This is a genomic window from Streptomyces sp. NPDC001068 (assembly GCF_042897315.1).
GTDB lineage: Bacteria > Actinomycetota > Actinomycetes > Streptomycetales > Streptomycetaceae > Streptomyces.
The window spans coordinates 35,054-61,646 of sequence record NZ_JBIAYD010000019.1 but is presented as its reverse complement, the minus strand read 5'-3'; the positions used below and the strand labels follow the sequence as shown (position 1 = coordinate 61,646).

Sequence of the window (26,593 nt, the reverse complement as noted above, 5' to 3'; positions counted from 1 at the left end):
TCAGAAGAACTGTCTTATCAAACTCACTATGGCAGGAGGGACGGGGCGTCTCGCTCCGTATGGATGGACGTGAAGCGATACTTCCGTGGGCCGGTCATGTGGATCGTGCTGGCCGTCCTTGCCGTGGTCGTGTTGATGCAGGTCGTCGGCTCGTCCGGCGGCTACAAGACGGTGGACACCGGCCAGGTCGTGGCGGCGATCAACGACAACAAGGTGGAATCGGCGAAGCTGACCACCGGTGACGAGCAGACCATCAAGGTCACGCTCAAGGACGGTCAGAAGGTCGACGGCAGCTCGAAGATCCAGGCGAGCTACATCGGCGACCAGGGCGTGACCATCGCCAACACGCTGCAGACCAAGTTCCAGGACAAGCAGATCCCCGACGGTTACACCGTCTCGCCGACCAAGCAGAACGCTTTTGTCGGTGTCCTGCTCTCCCTGCTCCCCTTCGTCCTCATCGTGGTCGTCTTCCTGTTCCTGATGAATCAGATGCAGGGCGGCGGCTCCCGGGTCATGAACTTCGGCAAGTCCAAGGCGAAGCTCATCACCAAGGACACCCCGAAGACGACGTTCTCGGACGTCGCGGGTTGTGACGAGGCCGTCGAGGAGCTCCACGAGATCAAGGAATTCCTCCAGGAGCCGGCCAAGTTCCAGGCGGTCGGCGCCAAGATCCCCAAGGGCGTGCTCCTCTACGGCCGTCCCGGTACCGGCAAGACGCTGCTCGCGCGTGCCGTCGCCGGCGAGGCAGGGGTGCCCTTCTACTCGATCTCCGGTTCCGACTTCGTCGAGATGTTCGTCGGTGTCGGTGCCTCCCGGGTCCGCGACCTCTTCGAGCAGGCCAAGGCGAACGCCCCGGCGATCGTCTTCGTCGACGAGATCGACGCGGTCGGCCGACACCGCGGCGCCGGCCTCGGCGGCGGTCACGACGAGCGCGAGCAGACGCTGAACCAGCTGCTCGTCGAGATGGACGGCTTCGACGTCAAGGGCGGCGTGATCCTCATCGCCGCGACGAACCGGCCCGACATCCTCGACCCGGCGCTGCTGCGCCCCGGCCGTTTCGACCGCCAGATCGCGGTCGACCCGCCGGACCTGCAGGGCCGTCTGGAGATCCTCAAGGTCCACCAGAAGGGCAAGCCGGTCGCGCCCGACGTCGACCTCGCGGCGGTCGCCCGCCGCACGCCGGGCTTCACCGGCGCGGACCTGTCGAACGTGCTGAACGAGGCGGCCCTGCTCACGGCCCGCAGCGATCGCAAGCTCATCGACAACCAGATGCTCGACGAGGCGATCGACCGCGTGGTCGCGGGCCCGCAGAAGCGGACCCGGATCATGTCGGACAAGGAGAAGAAGATCACCGCCTACCACGAGGGCGGCCACGCCCTGGTCGCGGCGGCGTCTCCGAACTCCGACCCGGTCCACAAGATCACGATCTTGTCCCGTGGCCGTGCCCTCGGTTACACGATGGTGCTGCCGGACGAGGACAAGTACTCGACCACGCGCAACGAGATGCTCGACCAGCTCGCCTACATGCTGGGCGGCCGCGCGGCCGAGGAACTGGTCTTCCACGACCCGACCACCGGCGCCGCCAACGACATCGAGAAGGCCACGGCCACCGCTCGCGCGATGGTCACGCAGTACGGCATGACCGAGCGTCTCGGCGCGATCAAGTTCGGCGGCGACAACACCGAGCCCTTCCTCGGCCGTGAGATGTCCCACCAGCGCGACTACTCGGAAGAGGTCGCCGCCCTGGTGGACGAGGAAGTCAAGAAGCTCATCGAGAACGCGCACAACGAGGCCTGGGAGATCCTGGTCGAGAACCGTGACGTCCTCGACAACCTCGTTCTCCAGCTGCTGGAGAAGGAGACCCTGGGCAAGGAGGAGATCGCCGAGATCTTCGCGGCGCTCCACAAGCGGCCCGCGCGGCCCGCGTGGACCGGCTCCTCCCGCCGTACGCCGTCCACCCGCCCGCCGGTGCTCTCCCCGAGGGAGCTCGCACTGACCAACGGGGCGAACGGCTCGACGCCGGCGATCAGCACCGCGAAGTCCACGGCGGCCGAGTCCGCCCCGGCGGTCGAGAAGGCCCCGGAGGACCGTCCCGAGAGCTGAGTCACACCGGTCTCACCCGGCTCGGAATGGATGCCGCGCCCCCCAGGATCTAGCCTGGGGGGCGCGGCATTTCGGTATGCCCGCATGGGCCCGCATTTGAGGCGCGTGACCCACAGGCGCCACCCTAAGGAACGAGGCACCCCAGATGACCGACCCCGTGACGCTGGACGGCGAGGGCACCATCGGCGCATTCGACGAGAAGCGCGCCGAGAACGCCGTGCGCGAACTCCTGATCGCGGTCGGCGAGGACCCCGACCGCGAAGGGCTGCGGGAGACTCCGGCACGGGTGGCCCGGGCGTACCGCGAACTGCTGGCGGGCAACCACCAGCAGCCGGAGGAGGTCCTGACGACGACATTCGACCTCGGCCACGACGAGATGGTCCTGGTCAAGGACATCGAGATCGTCAGTCTCTGCGAGCACCACATGCTGCCGTTCCACGGTGTCGCCCACGTCGGCTACATCCCGGCGGTGACCGGCAAGATCACGGGACTGTCGAAGCTCGCCCGTCTGGTCGAGGTGTTCGCCCGCCGACTGCAGGTGCAGGAGCGGCTCACCACGCAGGTCGCCGACTCCCTGATGCGGATCCTGGAGGCCCGGGGCGTGATCGTGGTGGTGGAGGCCGAGCACATGTGCATGTCGGTCCGGGGGATCCGCAAGCCGGGTGCCAAGACGACCACGTCGGCGGTCCGCGGCCAGCTCAGGGACGCCACGACCCGTGCCGAGGCGATGAGCCTGATACTGGCGCGCTGACCCGTCCCGCGGGGCCTCAGGCCACCGGCTCGGCCCCGCCGTGGTGGTTGTCGTCGTCCTCAGGGAGCTTGCACACCCGCTCCAGGAACATCGCCGCCGCTATGACACCGACGCCGGCGACGACCGAGAAGGCCGCGTAGAGGGCCTGGTCGCGGCGGGCGGGGAAGTCGAGAAGCTCCAGCAGGAAGGCGCCCGTGCCGCCGTACATGCCGGCGACCAGGGCCGCGACCAGGGCGCTGGCCTGGCCGAAGACGACCGCGCGCGCGGCCATCAGCGGGTCCACGCCCTTGGCGCCCGGGCGGCGCTCGCGCTGGGCCCGCAGGCGGCCGCGCAGCGAGAACGCCGTGGCGAGCAGAACGACGGCGATCAGGGCGAGGACGATCGGGGCGGCCACCGGCACGCTGGGCAGGTTCCCCACCGAGTTCCACAGGCGGGCCCCCGCCCAGGACAGCACCCCGGCCACGACGAACACGCCGGCCAGCACCCTGATCCGCAGCTCTTTCACTGTGTTCCTTCAGCTCCCCCGCAGCGATGTGGTCGTGTCGACCTTAACGACTACTCGGGCAGTCGGAGTTCCAGGTCCGCACGCGGTTCCACGCCGTGCCGGGTGACGGACGCCAGCAGTTCGGCGACCGTGCCGCGGCCGGGCACGTGGGCCTCGGGGTCGATGTCGTACCAGGGCGCCAGCACGAAGGCACGCTCGTGGGCACGCGGGTGCGGCAGGGTGAGCCGCGGGTCGTCGGAGACGACGTCCGCGTACGCGACGATGTCGACGTCCAGGGTGCGCGGGCCCCAGTGTTCGTCCCGCACCCGGTTGAACGCCTCCTCCACCGCGTGCGCCCGCTCCAGCAGCGACGACGGCGGGAGGGTGGTCTTGAGCACCACGATCGCGTTGTAGTAGGTCGGCTGGGAGCCCGGGTCGACGCCCCACGGCTCCGTCTCGTACACCGGCGACACGGCCTTGATGCGGACGCCCGGGGTGTCCTCCAGCGCGTCGACGGCGCCCTGCAGGGTCTCCAGGCGGTTGCCGAGGTTGGAGCCGAGGGCGATCACGGCGCGTCTCGGGTTGGAGAGGGTGGTGTCGGCGGCGTCGACCTGCTCGACGACGGAGGCGGGTACCGGCTGGACGGTCGGGTCGCTGGGACCCCGCAAAGAGGATGCGGTCATACTCGGCTCCGGGTGATGGTGACGGTGACGTCGTCGAAGGGGACGGTGATGGGCGCGTCCGGTTTGTGGACCTGGATCTCGACCTCTCTTACCCCCTCGTGCTTGAGGCAGACCTGGGCGATCCGCTCGGCGAGCGTCTCGATCAGGTTCACCGGCTCCCCCTCGACCACGGCGACGACCTCCTCGGCCACCACGCCGTAGTGCACGGTCTTCGTCAGGTCGTCGTCGGCCGCCGCGGGCCGGGTGTCCAGGCCGAGGACGAGGTCCACGATGAAGGTCTGGCCCTCCTCGCGCTCCTTGGGGAAGACACCGTGGTGCCCGCGGGCCTTGAGGCCGCGCAGCGCGACACGATCCACGCGAATCACTCCTGCAATCGTCGGTGACGGCGAGGTCACATCGCGTGCGGGCGATCGACCGGCCACAGACGAATCTACCTGCGGGCACTGACAGAGCCGGGTCACGGGGCGGGGTCCGCGCCGGGGTCGTCAGGGTTCACCGGGTGTTTTCCCCGGAGAACCCGGCGGCTCACGGGCCGGTGGCCGCGGCTACCGGCGAGTTCGTGATTCCAGCCACTTCTTGCGCCACTCGGACCCCGCCGACCCCGCCGACCCCGCCGGGCCGCTCGGGCCGGTGTCCCGCCGTCGGCTCAGGAAGGTGCGCCGCCGGCCGCTCAGGAGGGCGCGTCGCCGTCCTCGTCCTCGTCGCCCTCGGACAGCACCGGGGAGGCGTGGTGGGACCAGAGCTTCCAGCCGGCCGGGGTGCGCCGGAACACGTTCGTGGCGACGACCAGCTGTCCCACCAGCGGACCGAGTTCCTGCCCCCCGGTGGGGGCCGGGCCGCCGCTGAGGATGTTCTCCGTGCAGGTCACCAGCGCGGTGTCCCCGGTCACGGAGACGTGCACGTCGGTCAGGAAGAACTGGATGTAGTCGGTGTTCGCCATGATCAGCGCGTACGAGCGCAGGACCTCGCCGCGGCCGGTCAGCACCGGCCAGCCCGGGTGCACGCAGGAGACCACGCCGGTGTCCGCCGGGTCGTGGTACTCCTCGTCGACGCCCAGGTCGGCGGGGGTGAGCCAGAAACCGGACACCGCGTCGAAATCGGCGCGCTCCACGGCCTCGTAGAAGGCGGCGTTGGCGGCCTCGACCTGCTCGACGTCGGTGTGGGGGGCGCTCACCGGGTTCCTTCCGCGCGGTGCGGGAGGTGCGGCGGGGCGGATGCGGTGTCCGGGGCGGATGCCGTGTCCGGGGCGGCGTGCGAGGCCCGCGCGACCTGTGAGGCGTGCGCGCCCGGCGTGTTCGCTTCGGTGCGCGCCCCCTCTATCGCGCGTGCGACCCGTACCGCGTCGGCCGTGGCCCGCACCTCGTGCACGCGCACCGCCCATGCGCCGGCGTGCGCCGCCAGGGCGGATACGGCGGCCGTGGCCGCGTCCCGCTCCCGGGCCGGCGGGGGCGCTCCGTCGGACCCGGCCAGGACCCGGCCGAGGAACCGCTTGCGGGAGGCGGCGACCAGCACCGGGTGCCCCAGGGCGTGCAGCCGGTCGAGGTGGGCGAGAAGGGTGAGGTCGTGCTCGGAGTCCTTGGAGAAGCCGAGCCCCGGGTCGACGACGACGCGGTCCGGGGAGACGCCGCCGGCCAGCACCGCGTCCACGCGCGCGTGCAGTTCGTCGAGGACCTCGGTGACGACGTCGTCGTACACCCCCCTGACGTTGGCGCCGTCCAGGAAGCCGCGCCAGTGCATGACGACGAAGGGGGCGCCCGCCTCGGCGACGGCGGGGATCATGTCGGGGTCGGCGAGCCCGCCGCTGACGTCGTTGACCAGGGCCGCGCCGGCGGCGAGGGCCTGCCGGGCGACGGAGGCGCGCATGGTGTCGACGGAGACGGTGACCCCCTCGGCGGCGAGGCCGCGGACCACGGGGACCACCCGGCGCAGTTCCTCGTCCTCGTCCACGCGGGTGGCGCCCGGGCGGGTGGACTCACCGCCGACGTCGACCAGGTCGGCGCCCTCGCCGACGAGGTCGAGGCCGTGCTTGACGGCGGTCGTCGTGTCGAACCAGCGGCCGCCGTCGGAGAAGGAGTCGGGGGTGACGTTCACGACCCCCATGACGGCGCACCGGTCCCATGCCGGAAGCCCTGTCACCTGGCCACGTCCGCTGTGGTTGCTCATACGTTCAGCGTAGGCCCAGGAAACCGCGGGCCCTCCGGGCGGCCTTCGGGCGGGCCCGAGCGGAGCCCCGAGGGGGGAGGGGGTCCGCTCGGGCCGGTCAAGGGGTCACGCCGCCCGCACGCCCTGTTCGGCGACGCCGTGGGCGCAGGGGCGGCCGGGCCGCACGCCACGGCGCAGGAAGCGCGGCAGCGGGAGGGCGAGGTCGACGAAGCCCTCGGCCTGCATGGCGGCGAGACCGATCCGCGGGAGGTCGCCGGAGGCCCGGTAGACCACGAAGCGCGGCTCCCAACGCGGCTGGAACTTGGCGTTGAACTTGTACAGCGACTCGATCTGGAACCAGCGCGACAGGAAGACCAGCAGCCCGCGCCAGGCGCGCAGCACCGGGCCCGCGCCGATCTTCTCGCCCCGTGCGAGCGCGGAGCGGAACATCGCGAAGTTGAGCGAGATCCGGGCGACGCCGAGCTTCGGGGCGGCCTGGAGGGCGGCCACGATGAGAAGTTCGTTCATCCCGGGGTCGGCCGCCCGGTCGCGGCGCATCAGGTCGAGGGAGACGCCGTCGGTCCCCCAGGGCACGAAGTGCAGGATCGCCTTGAGGTCGCCGTAGGGGCCAGGCGTCTCGTCGGTCTTGTGGGCGGTGGCGATCAGGCAGTCGCCGTCGGACGGGTCGCCGATGCGGCCGAGCGCCATCGAGAAGCCGCGTTCGGTGTCGGTGCCGCGCCAGTCCTCCGCCGCCCGGCGGATCCGGTCCAGTTCGGCCTCGCCGAGGTCACGGATGCGCCGCACCCGGGTTTCGTAGCCGGCCCGCTCGATGCGCTTGACCATCTGGCGCACGTTGCGCATCGCGCGTCCGGCGAGCGAGAAATCCGCGACGTCCACCACCGCCTCGTCGCCCAGTTCGAGGGCGTCCAGGCCGGTCTCCCGGGTCCACACCTCGCCGCCCGTCTCCGAGCAGCCCATCACGGCGGGGGTCCAGGAGTGGGCCTTGGCCTCGTCCATGAAGCGTTCGATGGCGCCGGGCCAGGCCTCGACGTCGCCGATCGGGTCGCCGCTGGCCAGCATCACGCCGGAGACGACGCGGTAGGTGACCGCCGCCTTGCCGCTCGGCGAGAAGACGACCGCCTTGTCGCGGCGGAGCGCGAAGTGGCCGAGGGAGTCCCGGGCGCCGTGCTTCTCCAGGAGGGCGCGCAGCCTGCCCTCGTCCTCCTCGGTGAGGCGGGCGGCGGGGTGTTCGGGGCGGAAGGCGAGGTAGACGGTGGTGACCGCGGTGATCAGGCCGAGGGCGCCGAGCGAGAAGGCGACCGTCCAGGAGGTGGAGCCCTCGTAGTCGACGGGGCCCTCGAAGCCGAAAAGCCCGTACAGGACGTGGGTGATGCGGTCGGCCAGGCTCGGGTCGCCGATCGTGCGGTTGGGGTGGGCGCTGACGACGACCAGCCCGAGCGCGAGCGAACCGGCGCTCATGAGCACGAAGTTGGCGAGCGCGCGCCACCGGCTGCGCGGGTCCGGAAGCGCCTTGAACTCGTCGCGGTGGAGCACCAGGGGCACGAAGAGCGCCAGCGAGATGAGGGCGCCGATGACCGAGTGCCGGTACACGAACTGCGACACCGCGCCGGCCGGCAGGAGCGCGACCGCGGCCCGCCACGCCCGGCGCTTGCGCCGCTTGAGGCCGTGCGCGAGCAACAGCAGCAGCACGCCGGCACTGAGCGACAGAGCGGCGGCGAACGGCCCCAGCGAGCCGGGCAGTACCTCGGCCATGGCGTGCATACGGCTGTGCCGGAAGCGCGGGAACACGCCCGCCGCGATGTCCAGGACGCCCACGACCGCGCATGCCCGGCCGACCAGAGCGGGGACCGCCTCAGGGCGCGGACCACGGACTATGCGCCGCGCCCGGGTTGATCGGCTCGGAACCCCGCCCGACATTTCCCCATCTATCCTGACAGACATCGCATCCCGTAGTTCCGCGAGAGACCTTGGATCCGGGCCCGATTCGGGCATCCGGCGACATTGCGCCCTCTAGGACGGTGTCACGGGGGGAGAGGTTCACTCCCCGCCGGAAAGCCGGGTCAAAGGCCAGGGAAAGTCCGCGGCAAGCGTCGCTTAAAGCGGTGGTCGTCACAGGGGAAAGCGCAGGCAGGAAACACCTCATGGGACTCACGAGCGACAAAACGCTGGCGACGGCGATCCTGTTCGCCGCACTGCTGTTCGGCGGCACGCTGTGGTGGTGGCCCCGGCTGGCCCGCCGGAACTGGCGGGCCGTCAGCGGCCGCGCCGGCCTGCTGCTGGCCACCCAGTTGGCGCTCTTCGCGTGCGTCGGGATAGCCGTCAACCAGGCCTTCGGTTTCTACGCGAGCTGGGCGGACCTGTTCGGCACGGAGACCGACCAGGGCGTGGTCGTCGACCACGCGGCCGCCGGCCCGGTCGAGCTGCTGTCCACCTCCCAGGTGCACGGCATGGGCGGATCGCTGCCCCGGACCGCTGGGCAGATCCAGCAGGTCGGGATAGTCGGCCGGACCACCCACATCACCACCCCGGCGTACGTGTACCTGCCGCCGGAGTACTTCCAGTCGCGGTACCGCGCGCGGACGTTCCCGGTGGTGGTCGTCCTCAGCGGCTATCCCGGGACCGCGCGGGCGCTGGTCGACAAACTGCACTACCCGCGCACCGCCCAGCACCTGGTCCGGGACGGGCGGATGCGGCCGACGATCCTGGTGATGCTGCGGCCCACGGTCGCGCCGCCCCGGGACACCGAGTGCGTGGACGTCCCGCGCGGCCCGCAGACCGAGACCTTCTTCGCCAGGGACCTGCCCGACGCGGTGCGCGCGCACTACCGGGCGGCCGGGAAGCCGGGCGGCTGGGGCATCGTCGGCGACTCGACGGGCGGGTACTGCGCGCTCAAGCTCGCGATGCACCACCCCGACGTGTACGCCGCCGGTGCCGGGCTCTCCCCGTCGTACAAGGCGCCGCTCGACGCCACGACCGGAGACCTCTTCCAGGGCGACCGGAATCTCCGTAACCGCGCGGACCTCTGGTGGCTCCTGGCCCACGAGCCCGCGCCCGACACCTCCCTGCTGGTCACCAGCAGCCGGGTCGGGGAGACCAACTACAAGGCGACCCTGAAGTTCATAGCGCGTGTGCAGGCCACCGACCTGACCCGGATCTCGTCGATCATCCTGGACAGCGGCGGTCACAACTTCAACACCTGGCGCCGCGAGATCCCCGCGACGCTCGAGTGGATCAGCGGCCGGCTGGGCGACCGCTGAGCGCGGTCGCCCGCGGCGCCGGCCGAAGACTTCGTTGTCGCTGTGTTTTTACGGCCCGGGGCACCACGATTCCCCTACGCGCGGTAAGTTTCTGGCCATGCCACGTGGACGCCACCGTCATTCCCCGCCTTTGCACAGGCTGTTGCCTCCTTCGGCGATCGCCGGTGTCTCCCTCGTCTGCGCCCTGGGCCCCTGGTTGTTCTCCCAGCCGACGGCGCTGCGCACGCTGGCCGCGATAGCCGCGGCGACCACGGCCGTCGGCGCCGCGGTCATGCGCCGCTGGGACAGCGAGGCGGGCAAGCAGGTCGCCGACCTCTCACGCGCGCGTGCCAGTGACGAGTGGCGCCACGAGGAGCGGATCGCCGAGCTGGAGACCGACCTCGAGGAGTCGCGGGAGCTGCGCGCCAAGCTGGAGCAGCGACTGCGCGCGAAGCGGACGGAGCTGGCGGGGCTGCGCAACGAGCACGCGTCCCTGCTGCGCCGCTACGCCACGGCCGAGACGGAGCGCGCCAGCGCCCTGGAGGGCCGCCGCCTGCTGGAGATCGAGGCCGTCGCGCCGTCGAACGCCCTGCCGGCCGCCCGGTCCGCCGAGGAGGCCGAGGAGGCCGAGGAGACGGCAGAGTCTGTGGAGGCCGTGGAGGCGCCGGCCTCCGAGGAGACGGCCGTCGAGAAGCTGGCGGTCGAGGAGACGGCACCCGCGGTCTTCTCGCCCGAGGGTTCCAAGCTGTTCCTGCGGGCCAAGGTGGCACTGGCCCGCTTCGACGACGGCGAGGCCCCGGCGGCCAAGAGCGACGCCGGGAGCGGCACCGACGGTGAGGGCGCGGCGGAGACGGCCGCCGTGGCCGAGGCGCCGAAGGGCGAGACCGCGCCGAAGGGCGAGACGGCACCGGAGGACGAGGAACAGGGGCAGCCCGAGGCGGTCGACGGGCACGCGCGCGCGGCCGCCTTCCCCCCTGCCGAGCCGGCGGACACCACCGCGGCGCCGGCGGAGCAGGACGCCCGCACCGCGTCGGCGCCGTCCGCCAAGGCCGTGAAGCCCAGCGGGCACTTCACCGTGCCGACCGCGGTCGCCGTGCTGCCGGCCGCGCCCATCCCGCGTCCGCTGGTCACCGGTGGCTTCGACTTCTTCGGCACCCAGAAGGGCTCGCACGGGGACGGGCTGGAGGCCGTGCACAACGAGGACCTCGCGGACGTCGTCGGCCAGGAGGCGCTGGCGCTCCACAAGGCCGAGTCCGAGGCCGAGTTCAAGCCCGCCGACGCGGAGACCCGGGGTGTCGGCCAGGTCATCGACCTGACCGCGCACGACGAGACCGAGCAGATCAACATCGGGGGCCTGCGCAGCGCCGCCTCCTGAACAGCGCGAGGCCGCGGCGCAAGCCGCGCCGACCCCGAGCCGGGGCACCCACCGGGTGCCCCGGCTCAGTCGTCCCCGCCCGCCGTCCCCGACCTCGCCCCCACCGACGGCCCCGAGCCCACCCGCGGCCCCGAGCCCAACTGTCCGCCCCACCCGTACAGCCCGGCGCACCCCCGGGCATCGCCGCCGTCCGCACCGAACCGCCCGCCGGCGGCGGCCTGCCGGGGCGGTCCGACCCGGTTCCGCCGCTGTGGTGGCCGCCGGGTCCCGCGGGGTCACGGCAGCGTGCTCACGCCATCCAGCGGTCCGGGCGGGCCGACCGGCGGCCCGTCCGGGAGCGTTCGGCCTGCTCCCGCAGCAGGCACGCGGCTGTCTCGGCGTCCCGCAGCCGGGCTGTCACCGTCTTGTCGGCCCCCGTGTCCACGTGTACGTCCGCGAGCCCCCACAGCCGCTCCCAGGGCCCCTGCGTCAGCCGTACGCTCTGGACCTTGGCGTGCGGAACCAGCGCCAGGCGGCGGCGCAGCAGCCCGTGCCGTGCCGCGAACACCGACCCGGTGACCGCGAGCCCGTACCCGCGCCACCACAACGGCACGCACCAGCGGGCCCGCCGGGGCGGCCGGGGCAGCTCACCCGGGACCGTGACGCCGGGCAGCACGCGCGCGACGACCGACTCGGCGACCGCGCGCGGCGCGACCGGCACCAGCACCGAGTTGGCCGACCCGGCCACGTCCAGCTCCACCCGCACCCAGCGCAGCGGCCGCCACAGCAGCGGCTCCACGATCCGCACGGTCTGCACCCGCCCCGGCGGCACCGTCTCATGCGTGCGGTCGAGCAGCCCGTGGTCGATGCGCAGCCCGTCCGGCGACTCCCCGACCGTCCAGTCGTACTCCCCGACGAACCGGCCCACGCTGGTCGTGGCCGCCGCGCCGAGCAGCGGCAGGGCGGTGGCGAGGACCGTCCACACACTGTGTGTGGCCAGCCACAGCACCGGCGGGACGACCAGGGCGGCGGCCAGGGAACCCCAGGTGGCGCCCGTCAGTACGAGGGAGAGCGCGAGCTTGCCCGGGGGCACGCGCATCAGCTCCTGCGCCGGCGCCTCGCCGACCTCACGTGCCGTCTCCGGCGCGAACCCGGCGGCGCGCGCCAGCAGCTCCGCGCGGAGCGCACGCGCCTCGCCCTGCCCGAGGAAGGCCAGCTCGTCCTTCTTGTCGGTGCCGACGACGTCGATGCGCAGCTTGGCGACGCCCGCCACGCGCGCGAGCAGCGGCTGGGTCACGTCGACGGCCTGGATCCGCTCCAGCCTGATGTGCGCGGTGCGCCGGAACACCAGGCCGGTACGTATGCGCAGTTCGCTCTCGGTCACCGAGAAGTAGGTGAACCACCAGGTCAGGAAGCCGTAGAGGGCACCCGCCGTGACCAGGACGGCGAGGCCGGCCAAGAGCATGGTCGTGGTCAGCCTCGTCAGCTGCTCCTGGGCCTGGTTCGGGTCGTGCACCGCCCATCCGGTGAGCACCGCCACCGGCGCCCACGCCCGCCGGAACGGCGTCACCGGGTGCAGCCGCCGCTCGCCCGCGGCCTTGCCGGGGCGTATGACGCCGTCGACGCCGGGCGCGGTCACAGGCCCGCCGATCGGGCTTCGCCGAGCTCGGTGAGCCGGTCGCGCAGCCGTTCCGCCTCGGCGGGGTCGAGGCCGGGGATGGCCGCGTCGGTGGCCGCGGCCGCCGTGTGCAGCTGCACGCTCGCCAGGCCGAAGTACCGCTCGACGGGCCCCGAGGTCACCTCCACCAGCTGCATCCGCCCGTACGGCACCACGGTCTCCTCGCGCCACAGCACCCCGCGGCTGATCAGCAGGTCGTCGGCGCGCTCGGCGTACCGCCAGGAGCGCCAGTTGCGGCCCAGCAGCACCCAGCCCCAGGCCAGCAGGGCCAGCGGCAGCAGCGCGAAGACCGCCCACACCGGGCCCGCGAGCAGGCCCGGCAGCAGGCCCGCGGCGAGGGCGATCAGCCCCAGCCACACCACCAGCAGCAGCCGCCGCATCCGCAGCAGGCCGGGCGGCAGCCCCGTCCACACCGGTTCGGTCTCCGTCGCCCCGGCGCCGGCCGGGCTCCCCGTCTCCATGAGGCCAGCGTACGTAGGACAGACTGGGTGCATGACTCCCACGACGGAGACCACGGTCGGCATCGGTGGCGCCGCGGAGAGCACCGACATGGTGCTCAACATCGGCCCGCAGCACCCCTCCACACACGGTGTGCTGCGGCTGAAGCTGGTGCTGGACGGCGAGCGGATCGTCTCCGCCGAGCCGGTGATCGGCTACATGCACCGAGGCGCGGAGAAGCTGTTCGAGGCGCGCGACTACCGGCAGATCATCATGCTCGCCAACCGCCACGACTGGCTGTCGGCCTTCTCCAACGAGCTGGGCGTGGTCCTCGCCGTCGAGCGCATGCTCGGCATGGAGGTGCCGGTCCGCGCGGTGTGGACGCGCACGCTCCTCGCCGAGTTGAACCGGGTGCTCAACCACCTGATGTTCCTCGGCTCCTATCCGCTGGAGCTGGGCGGGATCACCCCGGTCTTCCACGCGTTCCGCGAGCGCGAGGAGCTTCAGAACGTCATGGAGGAGGTCTCCGGCGGGCGCATGCACTACATGTTCAACCGCGTCGGCGGCCTCAAGGAGGACCTCCCGGCCGACTGGACCGCACGCGCGCGTGCCGCCGTCCGTGCCGTGCGCTCCCGCATGGACGTCTTCGACGGCCTGGTCCTCGGCAACGAGATCTTCCGGGGGCGCACCCGGGGCGTGGGCGTCCTCACGCCGGAGGCCGTGCACGCGTACGGCGTGAGCGGGCCCATCGCGCGCGCCTCGGGCGTCGACTTCGACCTGCGCCGCGACGAGCCCTACCTGGCCTACGGCGAACTCCAGGACACCCTGCGGGTGGTCACCCGGTCCGAGGGCGACTGCCTGGCCCGCTTCGAGTGCCTCCTGGAGCAGACCCACATCGCGCTGGACCTGGCCGACGCCTGCCTGGACCGGGTCACCGACCTGCCGCCCGGCCCGATCAACCAGCGGCTCCCCAAGGTCCTCAAGGCGCCCGAGGGCCACACCTACGCCTGGACCGAGAACCCGCTCGGGATCAACGGCTACTACCTCGTCAGCAAGGGCGAGAAGACCCCGTACCGGCTGAAGCTGCGCTCCGCGTCCTTCAACAACATCCAGGCCCTGATGGAGCTGCTGCCGGGGACGCTGGTCGCCGACATGGTCGCGATCCTCGGGTCGATGTTCTTCGTGGTGGGGGACATCGACAAATAGGGCGCGGGCAGGGGCGGGCCGCGCCGGGCGGGGTCAGAGCAGCGGGTTGGCGATGCCCACCGGCTGCAGCAGCCAGCCGAAGTCGCCGAGACCGCCGGCGGCGGTGAGTTCCGCGGCCTCGCCCGCGCTCGCCAGGGCGCGTACGTAGGCGGCCGGGTGGGTGGAGGCGAGCGTGAGCGGGGGACGCACGCCGACGAGACCCAGGGCGCGCAGGGCGTCGCGCTGGGTGCAGATGAGCGCTTCGGGGAGGCCGAGCGCCGTGTCGAGGGCCGCGCAGGCGTCCAGCGCGACATGCGCCGTGATGTCGCTGGACCCGTCCGGTACGGGTGCCGTCGCCCGTCCCGCGCGGAAGCCGGTGAGGGTGCCGAACGGGGGGCGCGTGGCCATCGTGTGCGCGTAGTCCACCGCCACCGCGAGCCCCTCCCGCACCCGGGCGACGGCGTCGGCCCACGCCCGGTCCCGCGGCAGCCCGATCTCCGCGCGCAGCCCCGGCTCGGTGCCCAGCGGCCACCACCGCGCGAGCCACTCCGCGTCCGCGCCCGGGACCAGTTCGCCGAGCAGCTCCAGGCCGTCGCGCCGGACGTGCACGAGACGGGGCACACCGGCCGGGTCCACCTGGGCGACGTCGACCGGGACGTTGTCGAGCCATTCGTTGGCGAAGAGCAGCCCGGTGACCGTGCGCGGCAGCTCGGTCAGCCAGGTGACGCGGTCCGGCAGGCCCGGCGGCCGGTCGGCGATCTCGACGGCGCAGGCACGCGTGCGTGCGGCCACGTCGGCGGGCAGCACGGCGAGCACGCCGGCGACCAGCTCGCCCCGGCCGGCACCCATGTCGACGAAGTCCAGCGTCGCGGGCCGCCCCAGCTCGTCGTCGACCCGGCACAGCAGCTCGGCCACGGCCTCGGCGAACAGCCCCGACGCGTGGACCGAGGTGCGGAAGTGGCCGGCCGGTCCCTCCGGCCGGCGGTAGAAGCCGCCGGGGCCGTAGAGGGCCGTCTCGGTGGCCGTACGCCAGCCACGGGCGTCGTCTGCCGTCTCTCGCGTCGCCTCATCCGTCACCGGGCCAGACTAGGCGCACAGGTGATCACCTTCTCCACCTTGCGGAGTACGTGTCCGGAACAGGGATCGGCCCTCCGGTTGACCCCTGCACCTATCACGCTTCCCTACTCTGGGTTACGTGCAGCGCCTCTATGACTTCCTCCGCAGGAACCCGACATGGGTCGACAGCTTCTGGGCCGTCGTCCTGCTCGGGGTTTCCTGCGTGAGCGTCGTGAACCTCGGCAGGGCGCCCGGCCACCACGGTTCGACCGCCGCCATGATCGCCGTGTCCGTCGTCATGTGCGTCGTCGTCGCGCTGCGCCGCCGGTTCCCGGAGCCGATGCTGCTGCTGGCCGCCGGGACGGGTCTGGCCCAGCTGGTCCTGGACGTCGAGACGACGGTCGCCAACTTCGCCATGCTGGTGATCGTCTGCACGGTCGCCGCGGTCGGCGAGCGGTGGTCGTCCCGGTTCGCGCTCTACGCGGGGCTGTGCGCGGCGCCGCTGGCCCAGATCCGGTGGCCGCAGGAGCGGACGAGCGTCCTGGGGCACCTGGCCATCGTGGTGTTCCAGACGGTGCCGTTCGTGCTCGCCTGGGTCCTCGGCGACTCCATGCGCACCCGGCGCGCCTATTTCGCCCAGCTGGAGGAGCGCGCGGCCCGGCTGGAGAAGGAGCGCGAGGCGCAGGCCAAGGTCGCGGTCGCGGCCGAGCGGGCCCGGATCGCGCGGGAGCTGCACGACGTGGTCGCGCACAACGTGTCGGTGATGGTGGTCCAGGCCGACGGCGCCGCCTACGTCCTGGACGCCGCCCCCGACCAGGCCAAGAAGGCCCTGGAGACGATCTCCTCCACCGGCCGCCAGGCCCTCGCCGAGATGCGCCGCCTGCTGGGTGTACTGCGCACCGGCGAGCACAAGGAGGTCGGCGAGTACGTTCCGCAGCCCGACGTCGAGCAGATCGACGAGCTCGTCGAGCAGTGCCGCAGCTCCGGCCTGCCCGTCGACTTCAAGGTCGAGGGCACGCCGCGTCCGCTGCCCAGCGGCGTCGAGCTGACGGCGTACCGGATCGTGCAGGAGGCGCTCACCAACACCCGCAAGCACGGCGGGCCCAACACGGGCGCGAGCGTGCGGCTGGTCTACTTCGACGACGGGCTCGGCCTGCTGGTCGAGGACGACGGCAAGGGTGCCCCGCACGAGATGTACGAGGAGGGCGGCGCCGACGGGCAGGGGCACGGCCTGATCGGCATGCGCGAGCGGGTCGGTATGGTCGGCGGCACCCTCGACGCGGGGCCCCGTCCCGGCGGAGGATTCCGCATCAGTGCCCTGCTGCCGCTGAAACCGGCGCATTGACTCGGACGCACGCCCCTGGTTGACACCTGTCACGCCCACGGGGAAATCCCGGCGACAAGCCGCCGAACGGAAACGGAAGAGGACCCGATGACGATCCGCGTGATGCTCGTCGACGACCAGGTGCTGCTGCGCACCGGGTTCCGGATGGTGCTCGCGGCCCAGCCGGACATGGAGGTCGTCGCGGAGGCGGGCGACGGCGTCGAGGCCCTCCAGGTGCTCAGGTCCACCGAGGTGGACGTCGTCCTGATGGACGTGCGCATGCCCAAGCTGGACGGGGTGGAGACCACCCGCCGCATCTGCTCGGAGCCCGAGCCGCCCAAGGTGCTCATCCTGACCACCTTCGACCTCGACGAGTACGCCTTCTCGGGGCTGAAGGCGGGCGCCTCGGGCTTCATGCTCAAGGACGTGCCGCCGGGCGAGCTGCTGACCGCCATCCGCTCCGTGCACAGCGGTGACGCCGTCGTCGCGCCCTCCACGACCCGGCGGCTGCTCGACCGCTTCGCGCCGATGCTGCCCTCGGCCGGCAAGGAACCCCGCCACCAGGAGCTGAACCGGCTCACCGACCGCGAGCGCGAGGTGATGGTGCTGGTCGCGCAGGGCCTGTCGAACGGGGAGATCGCCGGCCGGCTGGTGCTTTCCGAGGCGACCGTGAAGACCCACGTCGGCCGCATCCTGACCAAGCTCGGGCTGCGCGACCGGGTCCAGGTGGTGGTGCTCGCCTACGAGACCGGACTGGTCCGCGCGGGCGGCGGCCACGGCTGACCCGACCGGCGGCCGGACAGGGGTACGGCCGTCGGCCGACCGGCGGGAGAACAGCCGGAGGGGCCGGAGGGGCCGGAGGGGCCAGAGGGGCCGGAATACGGCCGGAGTACGGGCGCAGGGGCCGGGGTACGGCCCGCGCGGCTAGCGGAGTATGCCTTCCAGGAAGTCGCTGCCCAGGCGGGCCACGACCGTCACGTCCAGCTGGTGCAGGACGTACCGGCCGCGGCGGCGCGTGGTGACCAGACCGGCCTTCTTGAGGACGCCCAGGTGCCGGGAGATCTCGGGCGCCGACAGGCCCTGCACCTGCGCCAGCTCGCTGGTCGTGTAGGCGCTGCGCGCCAGGTACCGGCACAGCCGCATCCGCACCGGATGGGACAGCGCCGCCATCCGCAGGGTGAGCGTCTCCACCGACGGCGGTGCGGCGAGCTCCGGCGAGCCGACCGGGTAGTGCAGCACCGGCTGCCAGCCGAAGCGGTGCAGGACCATCAGGTGAGGCCAGCCCAGGCTGGTGGGCACCAGCAGCAGACCGTCGGCGTCCACCACGCCACGGCCGTCGGTGAGCTTGTCCACGGTGATCCGCGCGCCCGCCTCGTCGAGCGTCACCACCGGCGAGACCGCGGCCAGCGCGTCGGCCAGCCCCTTGCGGCGCAGCAGGTCCGTCTTGTGGCGGGCGTCGGCCGCCAGCTGGTGGCGCAGCCGCGCCCAGGTCTCGTCGAAGAACGCCCCGGCACAGTCCTCCAGGAACCGGCGCAGCCACGCGCGCACCCCGGGCGGGTCGTCGAGCAGCCGCTGCGCGAACCGGACCTGCTGCGGACCGCGCGAGGCGGCCACCTCCAGCGCCCTGCGGCGCCCGGCCGGATCCGACAGCAGGGTCGGCGCGGACGTGTCGTACGCGGGCACGCAGGTGAACTCCAGCGCCGCGTCCACGAACTGCTCGTCCGTCAGCTTGTCCAGCTGGTCGAGCTCCTCGGCCAGCGTGCCGCCCGGTACGGCGCCGGGCACGGCGGCGTAGGGCAGGAACAGGTCGGAGAACGTCGACCGCCACAGGAAGTCGGCCTCGCACATGCGGTCGGCCAGGTGCGGCTCCATCCGGGCGGTCACCCCGGTCACCCAGCCCTGCAGGCCCGGATGGTGCCCCGGCTCCGACAGCGCGTGCAGCGCCATGCCCAGCTCGGCCAGCGGCGAGGGCACGACGGCGACCCGCTCCGGCCGGAGCCCCGCGATGTCGATACGCACGCTCATGTCCCCATCGTGCACCCCGCCACCGACAACGCCTCCCCCGATTGACGAGCGGCGTCAATCGGGGGCGGCGGCCGCGCGACGGGGACGCGGTCCGGGGAGCCGTGCGGGTCGCCCGCGCGGTTCGCCCGCGCCCCTGACGGGGTTTCGCCGGCGGGGCGCCCCCGACCGGGTTTCCCGCCGCCCCTAACGAGGTGGTGCCGGCAGCCTCCGCGCGAAGTCCTCGACCGCCGCCCGCACCTCCTCGGCCGTCCACGCGAGGCCCGCCTCCGACACCGTCACCTCGGTCATGGACAGGCCCGGGCCCTTCGTCTCCCAGAACCCGGCGAAGAGGTACGTGCCGGTCTCCTCGGCCTGCCGTACCGCGGCCTCCATCAGCTCGTCGGCCTCGTACGGCAGCCAGACCTGGAACTCGTGGGTGTGCGGCTCGCCGGGGTGGACCCGGCTCCAGGCGAGCCCGGCCCCGGCGAAGCCCTCGCGCAGGGCCGCGGCGACCACGCGCGCGTGCCGGACGTAGTCCGGCAGGCGGGGCAGTTCGCGCTCCAGGCCGATCAGGGCCGCGAGCGCCGTGGGGAACTGCTGGAAGACCATGCCGCCGTAGCGGTGGCGCCACGTCCTCGCCTCCTCGACCAGGTCCTTCGGACCGGCCAGTGCGGCACCGCCGATGCCGCCGAGGGACTTGTAGAACGACACGTAGACGCTGTCCGCGAGGTCCGCGATCTCGTGCAGGGGGCGCCCGAACCGGACGGTGCACTCCCACAGGCGCGCGCCGTCGAAGTGCACCACCGCGTCGCGCTCCCGCGCCGCCGCCACGACCTCCGTGAGCTCCTCCCAGGTGGGCAGCACGTACCCGGCGTCCCTGAGGGGCAGCTCCAGCATCAGCGCCCCGAAGGGCTCCTCGAACTCGCGTATCTCCTGGGCGGTGGGGAGCCTCGGCTCGCGCGTGACCCGGACCGGGCGCAGGCCGGCGACCTCGTGGAAGGCGTTGCGTTCATGGACCTCGGGGTGGGCGAGGGCGTGCAGGGCCACCGTCGGGTTGCCGGTCCTGGCCGCCCAGCACCGCAGGGCCACCTGCTGGGCCATCGTGCCCGTCGGGAAGAACGCGGCGGCCTGGGTGCCCAGCAGGGCCGCCACCCGCTCCTCCAGGGCCGCTACGACCCCGTTGCCGTACACGTCCGCCGTCTCGTCCAGGTCGTACACGTCGGGAGCCGCTTCGCAGAGCCGCCCGAGCCGTTCGCGCAGGGACGCTCGCGGGCTCACGCGCGCGAGGACGCGATCGGCCCTCCGGTAGGCGGCCGCGCGCCGCTCCCGCATCAGCTGTTCCGCCGACCGGGGTTCGTCGGGCCGCTCGTCCTGGGGCGTTGTCGCCGTATCGCTCATGCCGTGGATGATGCCGTGGCGCCGGTACGGGGGCCGCGCATTTTCCGTACCGGGCTGCCGTCGGCCCGACCGGGCGGACCCCGGCCCGCGCCTGCGGAGGCGGGCCGGGCGATGTGACCGGTCACCCACAGGCTGTGGACAGCCAACTGGGCCCGAACCCGATAGCGTTAACATGACGAGAAATCGTCCGGTACCCAGAGCGGACTGGAACGGGAAGGCCACGGTCGCGTGAGTACAGTCCAACAACCAGACCTCAGTGACCGCCCCGCGCGGCTCACCGTCGGCGTCGTCGGCGCCGGCCGGGTGGGGCCCGCGCTCGCCGCGTCCCTGCAGCTCGCCGGGCACCGTCCGGTGGCCGTCTCCGGGGTTTCCGACGCCTCCCGGCGGCGCGCCGAGGCCATGCTGCCCGGCATCCCCCTGGTGGCCCCCGCCGAGGTCCTCCAGCGTGCCGACCTGGTGCTCCTGACCGTCCCCGACGACGCCCTGCCCGGCCTGGTCGCGGGCCTCGCCGAGACCGGCGCGGTACGGCCCGGCCAGCTGCTCGTCCACACCTCCGGGCGGTACGGCGCCCGGGTCCTCGACCCGGCCCTGCGCGCGGGCGCGCTGCCGCTGGCCCTGCACCCGGCGATGACCTTCACCGGGACACCGGTGGACGTGCAGCGGCTCGCGGGCTGCTCGTTCGGCGTGACCGCGCCCGAGGAGCTGCGGCTGGCCGCCGAGGCACTCGTCATCGAGATGGGGGGCGAGCCGGAGTGGATCCTGGAGGAGAACCGCCCGCTGTACCACGCGGCCCTCGCCCTCGGCGCCAACCACCTGGTCACCCTGGTCGCCCAGTCCATGGAACTGCTGCGCACGGCCGGCGTCGAGGCCCCGGACCGGATGCTCGGCCCGCTGCTCGGCGCGGCCCTGGACAACGCCCTGCGCTCGGGTGACGCGGCGCTGACCGGGCCGGTCGCACGCGGGGACGCGGGCACCGTCGCCGCGCACGTCACGGAGCTGCGCCGGCACGCCCCGCAGGCCGTCGACGGCTATCTGGCGATGGCCCGGGCCACGGCCGACCGGGCGCTCGCCCAGGGCCTGCTGAAGCCGGAACTCGCCGAGGACCTCCTCGGCGTCCTCGCCGGCGGCACGAACGGCACCCACGGCACCGAGGGGAACACCCGATGAGCACCGCCCTGCTGCGCACCGCCGCCGAACTGCACGCGCGCGTGCGGCACGGCCGCCGCGCCGTCGTCATGACCATGGGTGCCCTGCACGAGGGCCACGCCACGCTGATCCGCGGCGCCCGCGAGATCGCCGGCCCGGACGGCGAGGTCGTCGTCACGGTCTTCGTCAACCCGTTGCAGTTCGGTGCCGGGGAGGACCTCGACCGTTACCCGCGCACCCTGGACGCCGACCTGAAGATCGCGGAACAGGCGGGCGCGGACGCGGTGTTCGCCCCGTCGGCCGACGAGGTCTATCCGGGCGGACAGCCCCAGGTGCGGGTCACCGCGGGTCCGATGGGCGCGCTCCTGGAGGGCGCCTCACGGCCCGGGCACTTCGACGGCGTCCTCACCGTCGTCGCGAAGCTGTTGCACCTCACGCGGCCCGACGCGGCCCTGTTCGGGCAGAAGGACGCCCAGCAGCTGGCCGTGATCCGGCGCATGGTGCGGGACCTGAACTTCGGCATCGAGATCATCGGCGTGCCGACGGTGCGCGAGGCGGACGGGCTCGCGCTCTCCAGCCGCAACCGCTATCTCTCGGGCGACGAGCGGCGCACCGCGCTCACGCTGTCGCGCGCGCTGTTCGCCGGGCGCGACCGGCACGCGGCGCAGGAGGCGCTGCGGGCACGCGCGCGAGAGGTGCCGTCCACCCGGGCGCGCGCCGAGGCGCTCAGCGCCATAGGCGAGTCCCGGGCGGCCGCCGACGCGCACGCCGTCGCCAAGGCCGTGCCGAACGCGGCCGCCGCCGTCCGCGCGGCCGCGCGGGCCGTCCTGGACGAGGGCGTCCACTTCGACCCGCCGCTCGTCCTGGACTACCTCGCCCTGGTCGACCCCTCCGACTTCACCGAGATCGACGACGAATTCACCGGAGAGGCCGTCCTGGCCGTCGCCGCCCGGGTCGGGACGACCCGGCTGATCGACAACATCCCGCTCACCTTCGCCGCCCCCGGAGCCGCCTCGTGACCAGCACAGGCATACGACTGCACGCGCCCGCCCCCGGATGGTCCATCGACGCCGACGTGGTGGTCGTCGGGTCCGGCGTCGCCGGCCTGACCGCCGCCCTGCGCTGCGAGGCGGCCGGGCTGACGACGGTCGTCGTCACCAAGGCGCACCTCGACGACGGCTCCACGCGCTGGGCCCAGGGCGGCGTCGCGGCCGCCCTGGGCGAGGGCGACACCCCGGAACAGCACCTGGACGACACCCTGGTCGCCGGCGCGGGCATGTGCGACGAGGAGGCCGTACGGATCCTCGTCACCGAGGGACCCGGCGCGGTACGGCGGCTGATCTCGACCGGGGCGCACTTCGACACCGGGCCGGACGGCGACATCGACCTCACCCGTGAGGGCGGCCACCACCGGCGCCGGATCGCGCACGCGGGCGGGGACGCCACCGGCGCGGAGATCTCCCGCGCGCTGGTGGAAGCGGCCCGCGCGCGAGGCGTGCGGATGATCGAGAACGCGCTCGTACTGGACCTGCTGACCGACGCCGAAGGCCGCACGGCGGGCGTGACCCTGCACGTGATGGGCGAGGGACAGCACGACGGCGTGGGCGCCGTGCACGCCCCCGCGGTCGTCCTCGCGACCGGCGGCATGGGCCAGGTCTTCTCCGCGACCACCAACCCGTCGGTGTCCACCGGGGACGGCGTGGCGCTCGCGCTGCGCGCCGGCGCGGAGGTCTCCGACCTCGAATTCGTCCAGTTCCACCCGACCGTGCTGTTCCTCGGCGCCGACGCTGAGGGCCAGCAGCCGCTGGTCTCCGAGGCGGTGCGCGGGGAGGGCGCGCACCTGGTCGACGCGGACGGCGTGCGCTTCATGGTGGGGCAGCACGAGCTGGCCGAGCTGGCACCCCGGGACATCGTCGCCAAGGGGATCATGCGGCGCATGCAGGAGCGCGACGCCGAGCACATGTTCCTCGACGCCCGGCACTTCGGCGCCGACATGTGGGAGCACCGTTTCCCCACGATCCTGGCCGCCTGCCGGGCGCACGGCATCGACCCGGTCACCGAGCCCATCCCGATCGCACCGGCCGCGCACTACGCCTCCGGGGGCGTGCGCACCGACGCGCGCGGGCGCACCACCGTGCGCGGGCTGTACGCGTGCGGTGAGGTCGCGTGCACCGGCGTGCACGGCGCGAACCGGCTCGCCTCCAACTCCCTCCTGGAGGGACTGGTCTACGCCGAGCGCATCGTCGCCGACATCACCGCCCGGCACGCGGAGAACCGCCTGCACGCGCGCGTGCCCGTCCCGGTCCCGCACCCGGACAAGCCGGCCCACCCGCTGCAGGTCCCCGAGGCGCGGTTCGCGATCCAGCGGATCATGACCGAGGGCGCCGGCGTGCTGCGCTCCGACGAGTCCCTGACCAGGGCCGCCGAGCAGCTCCAGCGCCTGCACACCGAGGCCCGCGACGCCCTGGACGAGAACGGCAAGACCGCCGAGCCAGGCGTCGACACCTGGGAGGCCACCAACCTCCTGTGCGTCGCGCGGGTGCTCGTCGAGGCGGCCCTGCGCCGCCAGGAGACCCGCGGCTGCCACTGGCGCGAGGACCACGCCGACCGCGACGACACCGTGTGGCGCCGCCACATCGTCGTACGGCTGAATCCGGACCGCTCGCTGGCCGTGCGCACCACCGACACCGCAGACTTCCCCCCGACCCGGCCGCACCAGCCATCCCAGGAGCAGTGACAGACGTGAGCACCAACGACCTTCCCCTCGCCGACCGCGGCGGCTGTGGCGACGGCTGTGCATGTGGCGCAGAGGGCGACGAGGAGTACCTGGAGTGCGGGCTCGACCCCGCGCTCGCCGAACTGCTGGCCGCCGCCGGGCTCGACCCGGTGGAGGTCGAGGACATCGCCAACGTGGCCGTCCAGGAGGACCTGGACAACGGCGTGGACGTGACGACCGTCGCCACGATCCCCGAGGAGGCCGTGGCCACTGGCGACTTCGTCGCGCGCGAGGCGGGCGTCGTCGCGGGCCTCCGGGTCGCCGAGGCCGTGGTCTCCGTGGTCTGCACGGACGAGTTCGAGGTCGAGCGGCACGTCGAGGACGGCGACCGGGTCGAGGCCGGGCAGCCGCTGCTGTCCGTCACCACCCGCACCCGCGACCTGCTCACCGCCGAGCGCAGCGCGCTCAACATCCTGAACCGCCTCTCCGGCATCGCGACCGCCACGCGCGCGTGGGCGGACGTGCTGGAGGGCACCGCCACGCGCGTGCGGGACACCCGCAAGACCACCCCGGGGCTGCGCTCCCTGGAGAAGTTCGCGGTGCGCTGCGGCGGCGGCGTCAACCACCGGATGTCGCTCTCCGACGCGGCCCTGGTCAAGGACAACCACGTGGTCGCCGCCGGTGGCGTCGGACCGGCCTTCAAGGCCGTCCGGGAGGCCTTCCCGGACCTGGCGATCGAGGTCGAGGTCGACACGCTCCACCAGCTGCGCGAGGTCCTCGACGCGGGCGCCGACCTGATCCTGCTGGACAACTTCACGCCGGGGGAGTGCGAGGAGGCCGTCGCGATCGTCGGCGGACGCGCGCTCCTGGAGGCGTCCGGACGGCTCACCCTGGAGAACGCCCGGGCGTACGCCGACACCGGCGTGGACTTCCTCTCCGTCGGCGCCCTCACCCACTCCTCGCCGATCCTGGACATCGGCCTGGATCTGCGCGAGGCGGAGTGACGTCATGCTCCTCACGATCGACGTCGGCAACACGCACACCGTCCTCGGCCTGTTCGACGGCGAGGACATCGTCGAGCACTGGCGCATCTCCACGGACGCCCGCCGTACCGCCGACGAGCTGGCGGTGCTCCTGCAGGGTCTGATGGGCATGCACCCGCTGCTCGGTGACGAGCTCGGCGACGGCATCGACGGCATCGCGATCTGCGCGACCGTGCCGTCCGTGCTGCACGAACTGCGCGAGGTCACCCGGCGGTACTACGGCGACGTGCCGGCCGTACTGGTGGAGCCGGGGGTGAAGACCGGGGTGCCGATCCTCACCGACAACCCGAAGGAGGTCGGCGCGGACCGGATCATCAACGCGGTCGCCGCCGTCGAGCTGTTCGGCGGTCCGGCGATCGTCGTCGACTTCGGGACGGCCACCACCTTCGACGCGGTGTCCGCGCGCGGGGAGTACGTCGGCGGGGTGATCGCCCCCGGTATCGAGATCTCCGTGGAGGCGCTCGGCGTCAAGGGCGCGCAGCTGCGGAAGATCGAGGTGGCCCGGCCCCGGAGCGTGATCGGCAAGAACACCGTGGAGGCCATGCAGGCGGGCATCGTGTACGGGTTCGCCGGACAGGTCGACGGTGTGGTCGGCCGGATGGCGCGGGAGCTGGCCGAGGACCCGGACGACGTCACGGTGATCGCGACGGGCGGGCTGGCGCCGATGGTGCTGGGGGAGTCCTCGGTGATCGACGAGCACGAGCCCTGGCTGACGCTGGTGGGCCTGCGGCTGGTGTACGAGCGGAACGTGTCGCGGATGTGAGGCGCCGGGGGGTGTACGCGGCGCGCGGCGGCCAGGTGGGTGGCCCCGCTGCGCCACACCACGCCCCCTATGTCGAAATTGTCTGATTTACGCGTATCTTCGGTTCATGCCCACGCCCTACGGATCCCGCGGCGGCATGGCGTTCGGCGCGGAGGAGCTGCCTGTGCTCCGCCGCGCTCTCGCCCTCGCCCTTCACCCCGGTCCCGCCTCCGCCGAGGACATCAAGGACTGTCATCGCCTCGCCGAGTCCTTCGACGAGGCGATGCGTGAGGGGGCGCGGTTGCGTGCCTTCCTGGTGGCCGATCTGGTCCGGTATCGCGAGGCCCTGCCGGGGACCCTCACCGGGTATCTCACCCTTCTGGAGGAGGCGCTGGCCGCCGCCTACCGGCCCACCCCGGACGATCTCGCCGCGCTGCGGGCGCTGCGCGGCAACCCGGGCGCCGCGGCGCTGCTCGACCGCTGCCAGGATCTCGCGGAGCGCGATGTGCGGGCCCGGCTCGCGCAGGGGGTCCGCAAGGTCCCCGCGCCGGCCGTTCCGGCGTCCAGGGTCCGGCTGACGGCCCTGCCGGGCGGAGTGGCCCAGGAGGAGCCGGAGAAGAAGCCCGAGGAGAGGCCCGCCGAGCGGCCCGCCCCGCAGCCCGCGGCCCCCGGGCCGGCGGCGCCGAAGCGGCCCGTCCCGACTCCCGGCGAGGTCTTCCCGCGGCGCCGGCCCACCCCGCCGGCGCAGCGGCTCGCCGTCGGCTGAACGGGACGTCCGGCGGCACGCCGGGCGGGGTGGGAAACGGCAGCTCGCGGGTCTTGCGCGACGCTTTGCCCACCCCGCACCTTTCGCCCGGTCTCCCGTGGCTACCCTGGTCGCATGGACTACGTCTCCGCGCTCGTGCCCCCGGTCGTCATGGCCGTGTTCTTCATCGGTCTGGTCCGGGTGATCGTGAAGACCCAGGGCGGCGCCGCCAAGGCCAAGGAGGACGCCGCTGTGGACGCCGCCCTCGCGCGCGCGGCGCGCGGGGAGAGCGGCCCGAAGGCCTCCGCCCCGGGCGCCGACGCCTGATCGCGACGCCCGGACGC

At 73.1% G+C, this 26,593-nt stretch carries 25 protein-coding genes; 14 read left to right on the top strand and 11 right to left on the bottom strand.

Features of this window, described 5'->3' with window-relative positions; translation table 11 throughout:
• Positions 1 to 63: 63 nt before the first annotated feature.
• Together ftsH and folE are read left to right on the top strand one after the other, a co-directional pair.
• The gene (gene ftsH, locus ACFY3I_RS39145; protein WP_365286494.1) at positions 64 to 2,103 is read left to right on the top strand and encodes an ATP-dependent zinc metalloprotease FtsH; all 2,040 of its coding nucleotides are present in this window, start codon (positions 64 to 66) and stop codon (positions 2,101 to 2,103) included.
• Between the two features lie 145 nt (positions 2,104 to 2,248).
• Positions 2,249 to 2,854 carry a GTP cyclohydrolase I FolE gene (folE, locus tag ACFY3I_RS39140; RefSeq protein WP_365286492.1) on the top strand — a complete coding sequence of 202 codons (606 nt, stop codon included), beginning with the start codon at positions 2,249 to 2,251 and terminating at the stop codon, positions 2,852 to 2,854.
• A 16-nt stretch (positions 2,855 to 2,870) separates the two neighbouring features.
• Here folE and ACFY3I_RS39135 read toward each other — a convergent pair whose 3' ends face one another.
• From ACFY3I_RS39135 to ACFY3I_RS39110, 6 genes are all read right to left on the bottom strand, one after another.
• Positions 2,871 to 3,359 carry a DUF3180 domain-containing protein gene (locus tag ACFY3I_RS39135; RefSeq protein ID WP_365286490.1) on the bottom strand — a complete coding sequence of 163 codons (489 nt, stop codon included), beginning with the start codon at positions 3,357 to 3,359 and terminating at the stop codon, positions 2,871 to 2,873.
• A gap of 50 nt (positions 3,360 to 3,409) precedes the next feature.
• On the bottom strand, positions 3,410 to 4,021 hold the full coding sequence (folK, locus tag ACFY3I_RS39130) for a 2-amino-4-hydroxy-6-hydroxymethyldihydropteridine diphosphokinase (RefSeq protein ID WP_365286489.1): 612 nt from the start codon (positions 4,019 to 4,021) through the stop codon (positions 3,410 to 3,412).
• Entirely contained in the window at positions 4,018 to 4,377 is a 360-nt protein-coding gene (gene folB / locus ACFY3I_RS39125; protein ID WP_365286487.1) for a dihydroneopterin aldolase, read from the bottom strand. Before folB ends, folK begins: the two co-directional genes overlap by 4 nt.
• A 314-nt stretch (positions 4,378 to 4,691) precedes the next feature.
• Positions 4,692 to 5,195 carry a nuclear transport factor 2 family protein gene (locus ACFY3I_RS39120; protein WP_390865717.1) on the bottom strand — a complete coding sequence of 168 codons (504 nt, stop codon included), beginning with the start codon at positions 5,193 to 5,195 and terminating at the stop codon, positions 4,692 to 4,694.
• Complete coding sequence (folP, locus tag ACFY3I_RS39115; protein ID WP_390865716.1) at positions 5,192 to 6,184, bottom strand: dihydropteroate synthase; 993 nt, start codon at positions 6,182 to 6,184, stop codon at positions 5,192 to 5,194. The genes ACFY3I_RS39120 and folP overlap by 4 nt, the downstream gene beginning before the upstream one ends.
• A gap of 105 nt (positions 6,185 to 6,289) precedes the next feature.
• Positions 6,290 to 8,101 (bottom strand): phosphatidylglycerol lysyltransferase domain-containing protein, encoded by a 1,812-nt coding sequence (locus ACFY3I_RS39110; RefSeq protein ID WP_390865715.1) that lies wholly within the window; start codon positions 8,099 to 8,101, stop codon positions 6,290 to 6,292.
• Between the two features lie 224 nt (positions 8,102 to 8,325).
• On the opposite strand from ACFY3I_RS39110, the gene ACFY3I_RS39105 reads away from it, so the two are divergent.
• The gene (locus ACFY3I_RS39105) at positions 8,326 to 9,441 is read left to right on the top strand and encodes an alpha/beta hydrolase (protein ID WP_390865714.1); all 1,116 of its coding nucleotides are present in this window, start codon (positions 8,326 to 8,328) and stop codon (positions 9,439 to 9,441) included.
• 97 nt (positions 9,442 to 9,538) lie between these two features.
• Positions 9,539 to 10,795: a hypothetical protein gene (locus tag ACFY3I_RS39100; RefSeq protein ID WP_390865713.1), complete on the top strand. Its 1,257-nt coding sequence runs from the start codon at positions 9,539 to 9,541 to the stop codon at positions 10,793 to 10,795.
• A 289-nt stretch (positions 10,796 to 11,084) separates the two neighbouring features.
• On the opposite strand, the gene ACFY3I_RS39095 is transcribed toward ACFY3I_RS39100, so the two are convergent.
• Positions 11,085 to 12,413 (bottom strand): PH domain-containing protein, encoded by a 1,329-nt coding sequence (locus ACFY3I_RS39095; RefSeq protein ID WP_390865712.1) that lies wholly within the window; start codon positions 12,411 to 12,413, stop codon positions 11,085 to 11,087.
• Complete coding sequence (locus ACFY3I_RS39090) at positions 12,410 to 12,913, bottom strand: PH domain-containing protein (RefSeq protein WP_365286473.1); 504 nt, start codon at positions 12,911 to 12,913, stop codon at positions 12,410 to 12,412. The genes ACFY3I_RS39095 and ACFY3I_RS39090 overlap by 4 nt, the downstream gene beginning before the upstream one ends.
• A gap of 31 nt (positions 12,914 to 12,944) precedes the next feature.
• On the opposite strand from ACFY3I_RS39090, the gene ACFY3I_RS39085 reads away from it, so the two are divergent.
• The gene (locus ACFY3I_RS39085) at positions 12,945 to 14,096 is read left to right on the top strand and encodes an NADH-quinone oxidoreductase subunit D (protein ID WP_390865711.1); all 1,152 of its coding nucleotides are present in this window, start codon (positions 12,945 to 12,947) and stop codon (positions 14,094 to 14,096) included.
• Positions 14,097 to 14,129: 33 nt separating this feature from the next.
• Here ACFY3I_RS39085 and ACFY3I_RS39080 read toward each other — a convergent pair whose 3' ends face one another.
• Entirely contained in the window at positions 14,130 to 15,152 is a 1,023-nt protein-coding gene (locus tag ACFY3I_RS39080; RefSeq protein WP_390865710.1) for an SAM-dependent methyltransferase, read from the bottom strand.
• A gap of 118 nt (positions 15,153 to 15,270) precedes the next feature.
• On the opposite strand from ACFY3I_RS39080, the gene ACFY3I_RS39075 reads away from it, so the two are divergent.
• Both ACFY3I_RS39075 and ACFY3I_RS39070 read left to right on the top strand, forming a co-directional pair.
• Entirely contained in the window at positions 15,271 to 16,476 is a 1,206-nt protein-coding gene (locus ACFY3I_RS39075; protein WP_390865709.1) for a sensor histidine kinase, read from the top strand.
• A gap of 87 nt (positions 16,477 to 16,563) precedes the next feature.
• Positions 16,564 to 17,238, top strand: coding sequence for a response regulator transcription factor (locus ACFY3I_RS39070; protein WP_365286466.1), 675 nt, complete (start codon positions 16,564 to 16,566; stop codon positions 17,236 to 17,238).
• Positions 17,239 to 17,379: 141 nt separating this feature from the next.
• On the opposite strand, the gene ACFY3I_RS39065 is transcribed toward ACFY3I_RS39070, so the two are convergent.
• Positions 17,380 to 18,480, bottom strand: a complete 1,101-nt coding sequence (locus tag ACFY3I_RS39065) for a DUF5937 family protein (RefSeq protein ID WP_390865708.1) — start codon at positions 18,478 to 18,480, stop codon at positions 17,380 to 17,382.
• Positions 18,481 to 18,663: 183 nt separating this feature from the next.
• Entirely contained in the window at positions 18,664 to 19,857 is a 1,194-nt protein-coding gene (locus tag ACFY3I_RS39060) for a threonine aldolase family protein (RefSeq protein WP_390865707.1), read from the bottom strand.
• A gap of 228 nt (positions 19,858 to 20,085) precedes the next feature.
• Here ACFY3I_RS39060 and ACFY3I_RS39055 point away from each other — a divergent pair, with 228 nt between their 5' ends.
• From ACFY3I_RS39055 to ACFY3I_RS39025, 7 genes are all read left to right on the top strand, one after another.
• On the top strand, positions 20,086 to 21,024 hold the full coding sequence (locus tag ACFY3I_RS39055) for a Rossmann-like and DUF2520 domain-containing protein (RefSeq protein ID WP_390865706.1): 939 nt from the start codon (positions 20,086 to 20,088) through the stop codon (positions 21,022 to 21,024).
• The gene (panC, locus tag ACFY3I_RS39050) at positions 21,021 to 22,022 is read left to right on the top strand and encodes a pantoate--beta-alanine ligase (RefSeq protein ID WP_390865705.1); all 1,002 of its coding nucleotides are present in this window, start codon (positions 21,021 to 21,023) and stop codon (positions 22,020 to 22,022) included. Before ACFY3I_RS39055 ends, panC begins: the two co-directional genes overlap by 4 nt.
• Complete coding sequence (locus ACFY3I_RS39045) at positions 22,019 to 23,740, top strand: L-aspartate oxidase (RefSeq protein ID WP_365286456.1); 1,722 nt, start codon at positions 22,019 to 22,021, stop codon at positions 23,738 to 23,740. Before panC ends, ACFY3I_RS39045 begins: the two co-directional genes overlap by 4 nt.
• A 5-nt stretch (positions 23,741 to 23,745) precedes the next feature.
• A complete protein-coding gene (gene nadC / locus ACFY3I_RS39040) occupies positions 23,746 to 24,723 on the top strand; it encodes a carboxylating nicotinate-nucleotide diphosphorylase (protein WP_365286454.1) in 978 nt (325 codons plus the stop codon).
• A 4-nt stretch (positions 24,724 to 24,727) separates the two neighbouring features.
• Entirely contained in the window at positions 24,728 to 25,525 is a 798-nt protein-coding gene (locus ACFY3I_RS39035; RefSeq protein ID WP_123975235.1) for a type III pantothenate kinase, read from the top strand.
• A gap of 136 nt (positions 25,526 to 25,661) precedes the next feature.
• A complete protein-coding gene (locus ACFY3I_RS39030; RefSeq protein ID WP_390865749.1) occupies positions 25,662 to 26,270 on the top strand; it encodes a hypothetical protein in 609 nt (202 codons plus the stop codon).
• A gap of 114 nt (positions 26,271 to 26,384) precedes the next feature.
• Entirely contained in the window at positions 26,385 to 26,576 is a 192-nt protein-coding gene (locus ACFY3I_RS39025; RefSeq protein ID WP_365286452.1) for a hypothetical protein, read from the top strand.
• Positions 26,577 to 26,593 lie beyond the last annotated feature (17 nt).

Bases quoted from the DNA above. Each gene is read 5' to 3' on its own strand.
- ftsH (WP_365286494.1), top strand. From the start codon at position 64: ATGGACGTGAAGCGATACTTCCGTGGGCCGGTCATGTGGATCGTGCTG.
- folE (WP_365286492.1), top strand. From the start codon at position 2,249: ATGACCGACCCCGTGACGCTGGACGGCGAGGGCACCATCGGCGCATTC.
- folK (WP_365286489.1), bottom strand. From the start codon at position 4,021: ATGACCGCATCCTCTTTGCGGGGTCCCAGCGACCCGACCGTCCAGCCG.
- folP (WP_390865716.1), bottom strand. From the start codon at position 6,184: ATGAGCAACCACAGCGGACGTGGCCAGGTGACAGGGCTTCCGGCATGG.
- ACFY3I_RS39110 (WP_390865715.1), bottom strand. From the start codon at position 8,101: ATGTCGGGCGGGGTTCCGAGCCGATCAACCCGGGCGCGGCGCATAGTC.
- ACFY3I_RS39105 (WP_390865714.1), top strand. From the start codon at position 8,326: ATGGGACTCACGAGCGACAAAACGCTGGCGACGGCGATCCTGTTCGCC.
- ACFY3I_RS39100 (WP_390865713.1), top strand. From the start codon at position 9,539: ATGCCACGTGGACGCCACCGTCATTCCCCGCCTTTGCACAGGCTGTTG.
- ACFY3I_RS39090 (WP_365286473.1), bottom strand. From the start codon at position 12,913: ATGGAGACGGGGAGCCCGGCCGGCGCCGGGGCGACGGAGACCGAACCG.
- ACFY3I_RS39085 (WP_390865711.1), top strand. From the start codon at position 12,945: ATGACTCCCACGACGGAGACCACGGTCGGCATCGGTGGCGCCGCGGAG.
- ACFY3I_RS39070 (WP_365286466.1), top strand. From the start codon at position 16,564: ATGACGATCCGCGTGATGCTCGTCGACGACCAGGTGCTGCTGCGCACC.
- ACFY3I_RS39065 (WP_390865708.1), bottom strand. From the start codon at position 18,480: ATGAGCGTGCGTATCGACATCGCGGGGCTCCGGCCGGAGCGGGTCGCC.
- ACFY3I_RS39060 (WP_390865707.1), bottom strand. From the start codon at position 19,857: ATGAGCGATACGGCGACAACGCCCCAGGACGAGCGGCCCGACGAACCC.
- panC (WP_390865705.1), top strand. From the start codon at position 21,021: ATGAGCACCGCCCTGCTGCGCACCGCCGCCGAACTGCACGCGCGCGTG.
- ACFY3I_RS39035 (WP_123975235.1), top strand. From the start codon at position 24,728: ATGCTCCTCACGATCGACGTCGGCAACACGCACACCGTCCTCGGCCTG.
- ACFY3I_RS39030 (WP_390865749.1), top strand. From the start codon at position 25,662: ATGGCGTTCGGCGCGGAGGAGCTGCCTGTGCTCCGCCGCGCTCTCGCC.
- ACFY3I_RS39025 (WP_365286452.1), top strand. From the start codon at position 26,385: ATGGACTACGTCTCCGCGCTCGTGCCCCCGGTCGTCATGGCCGTGTTC.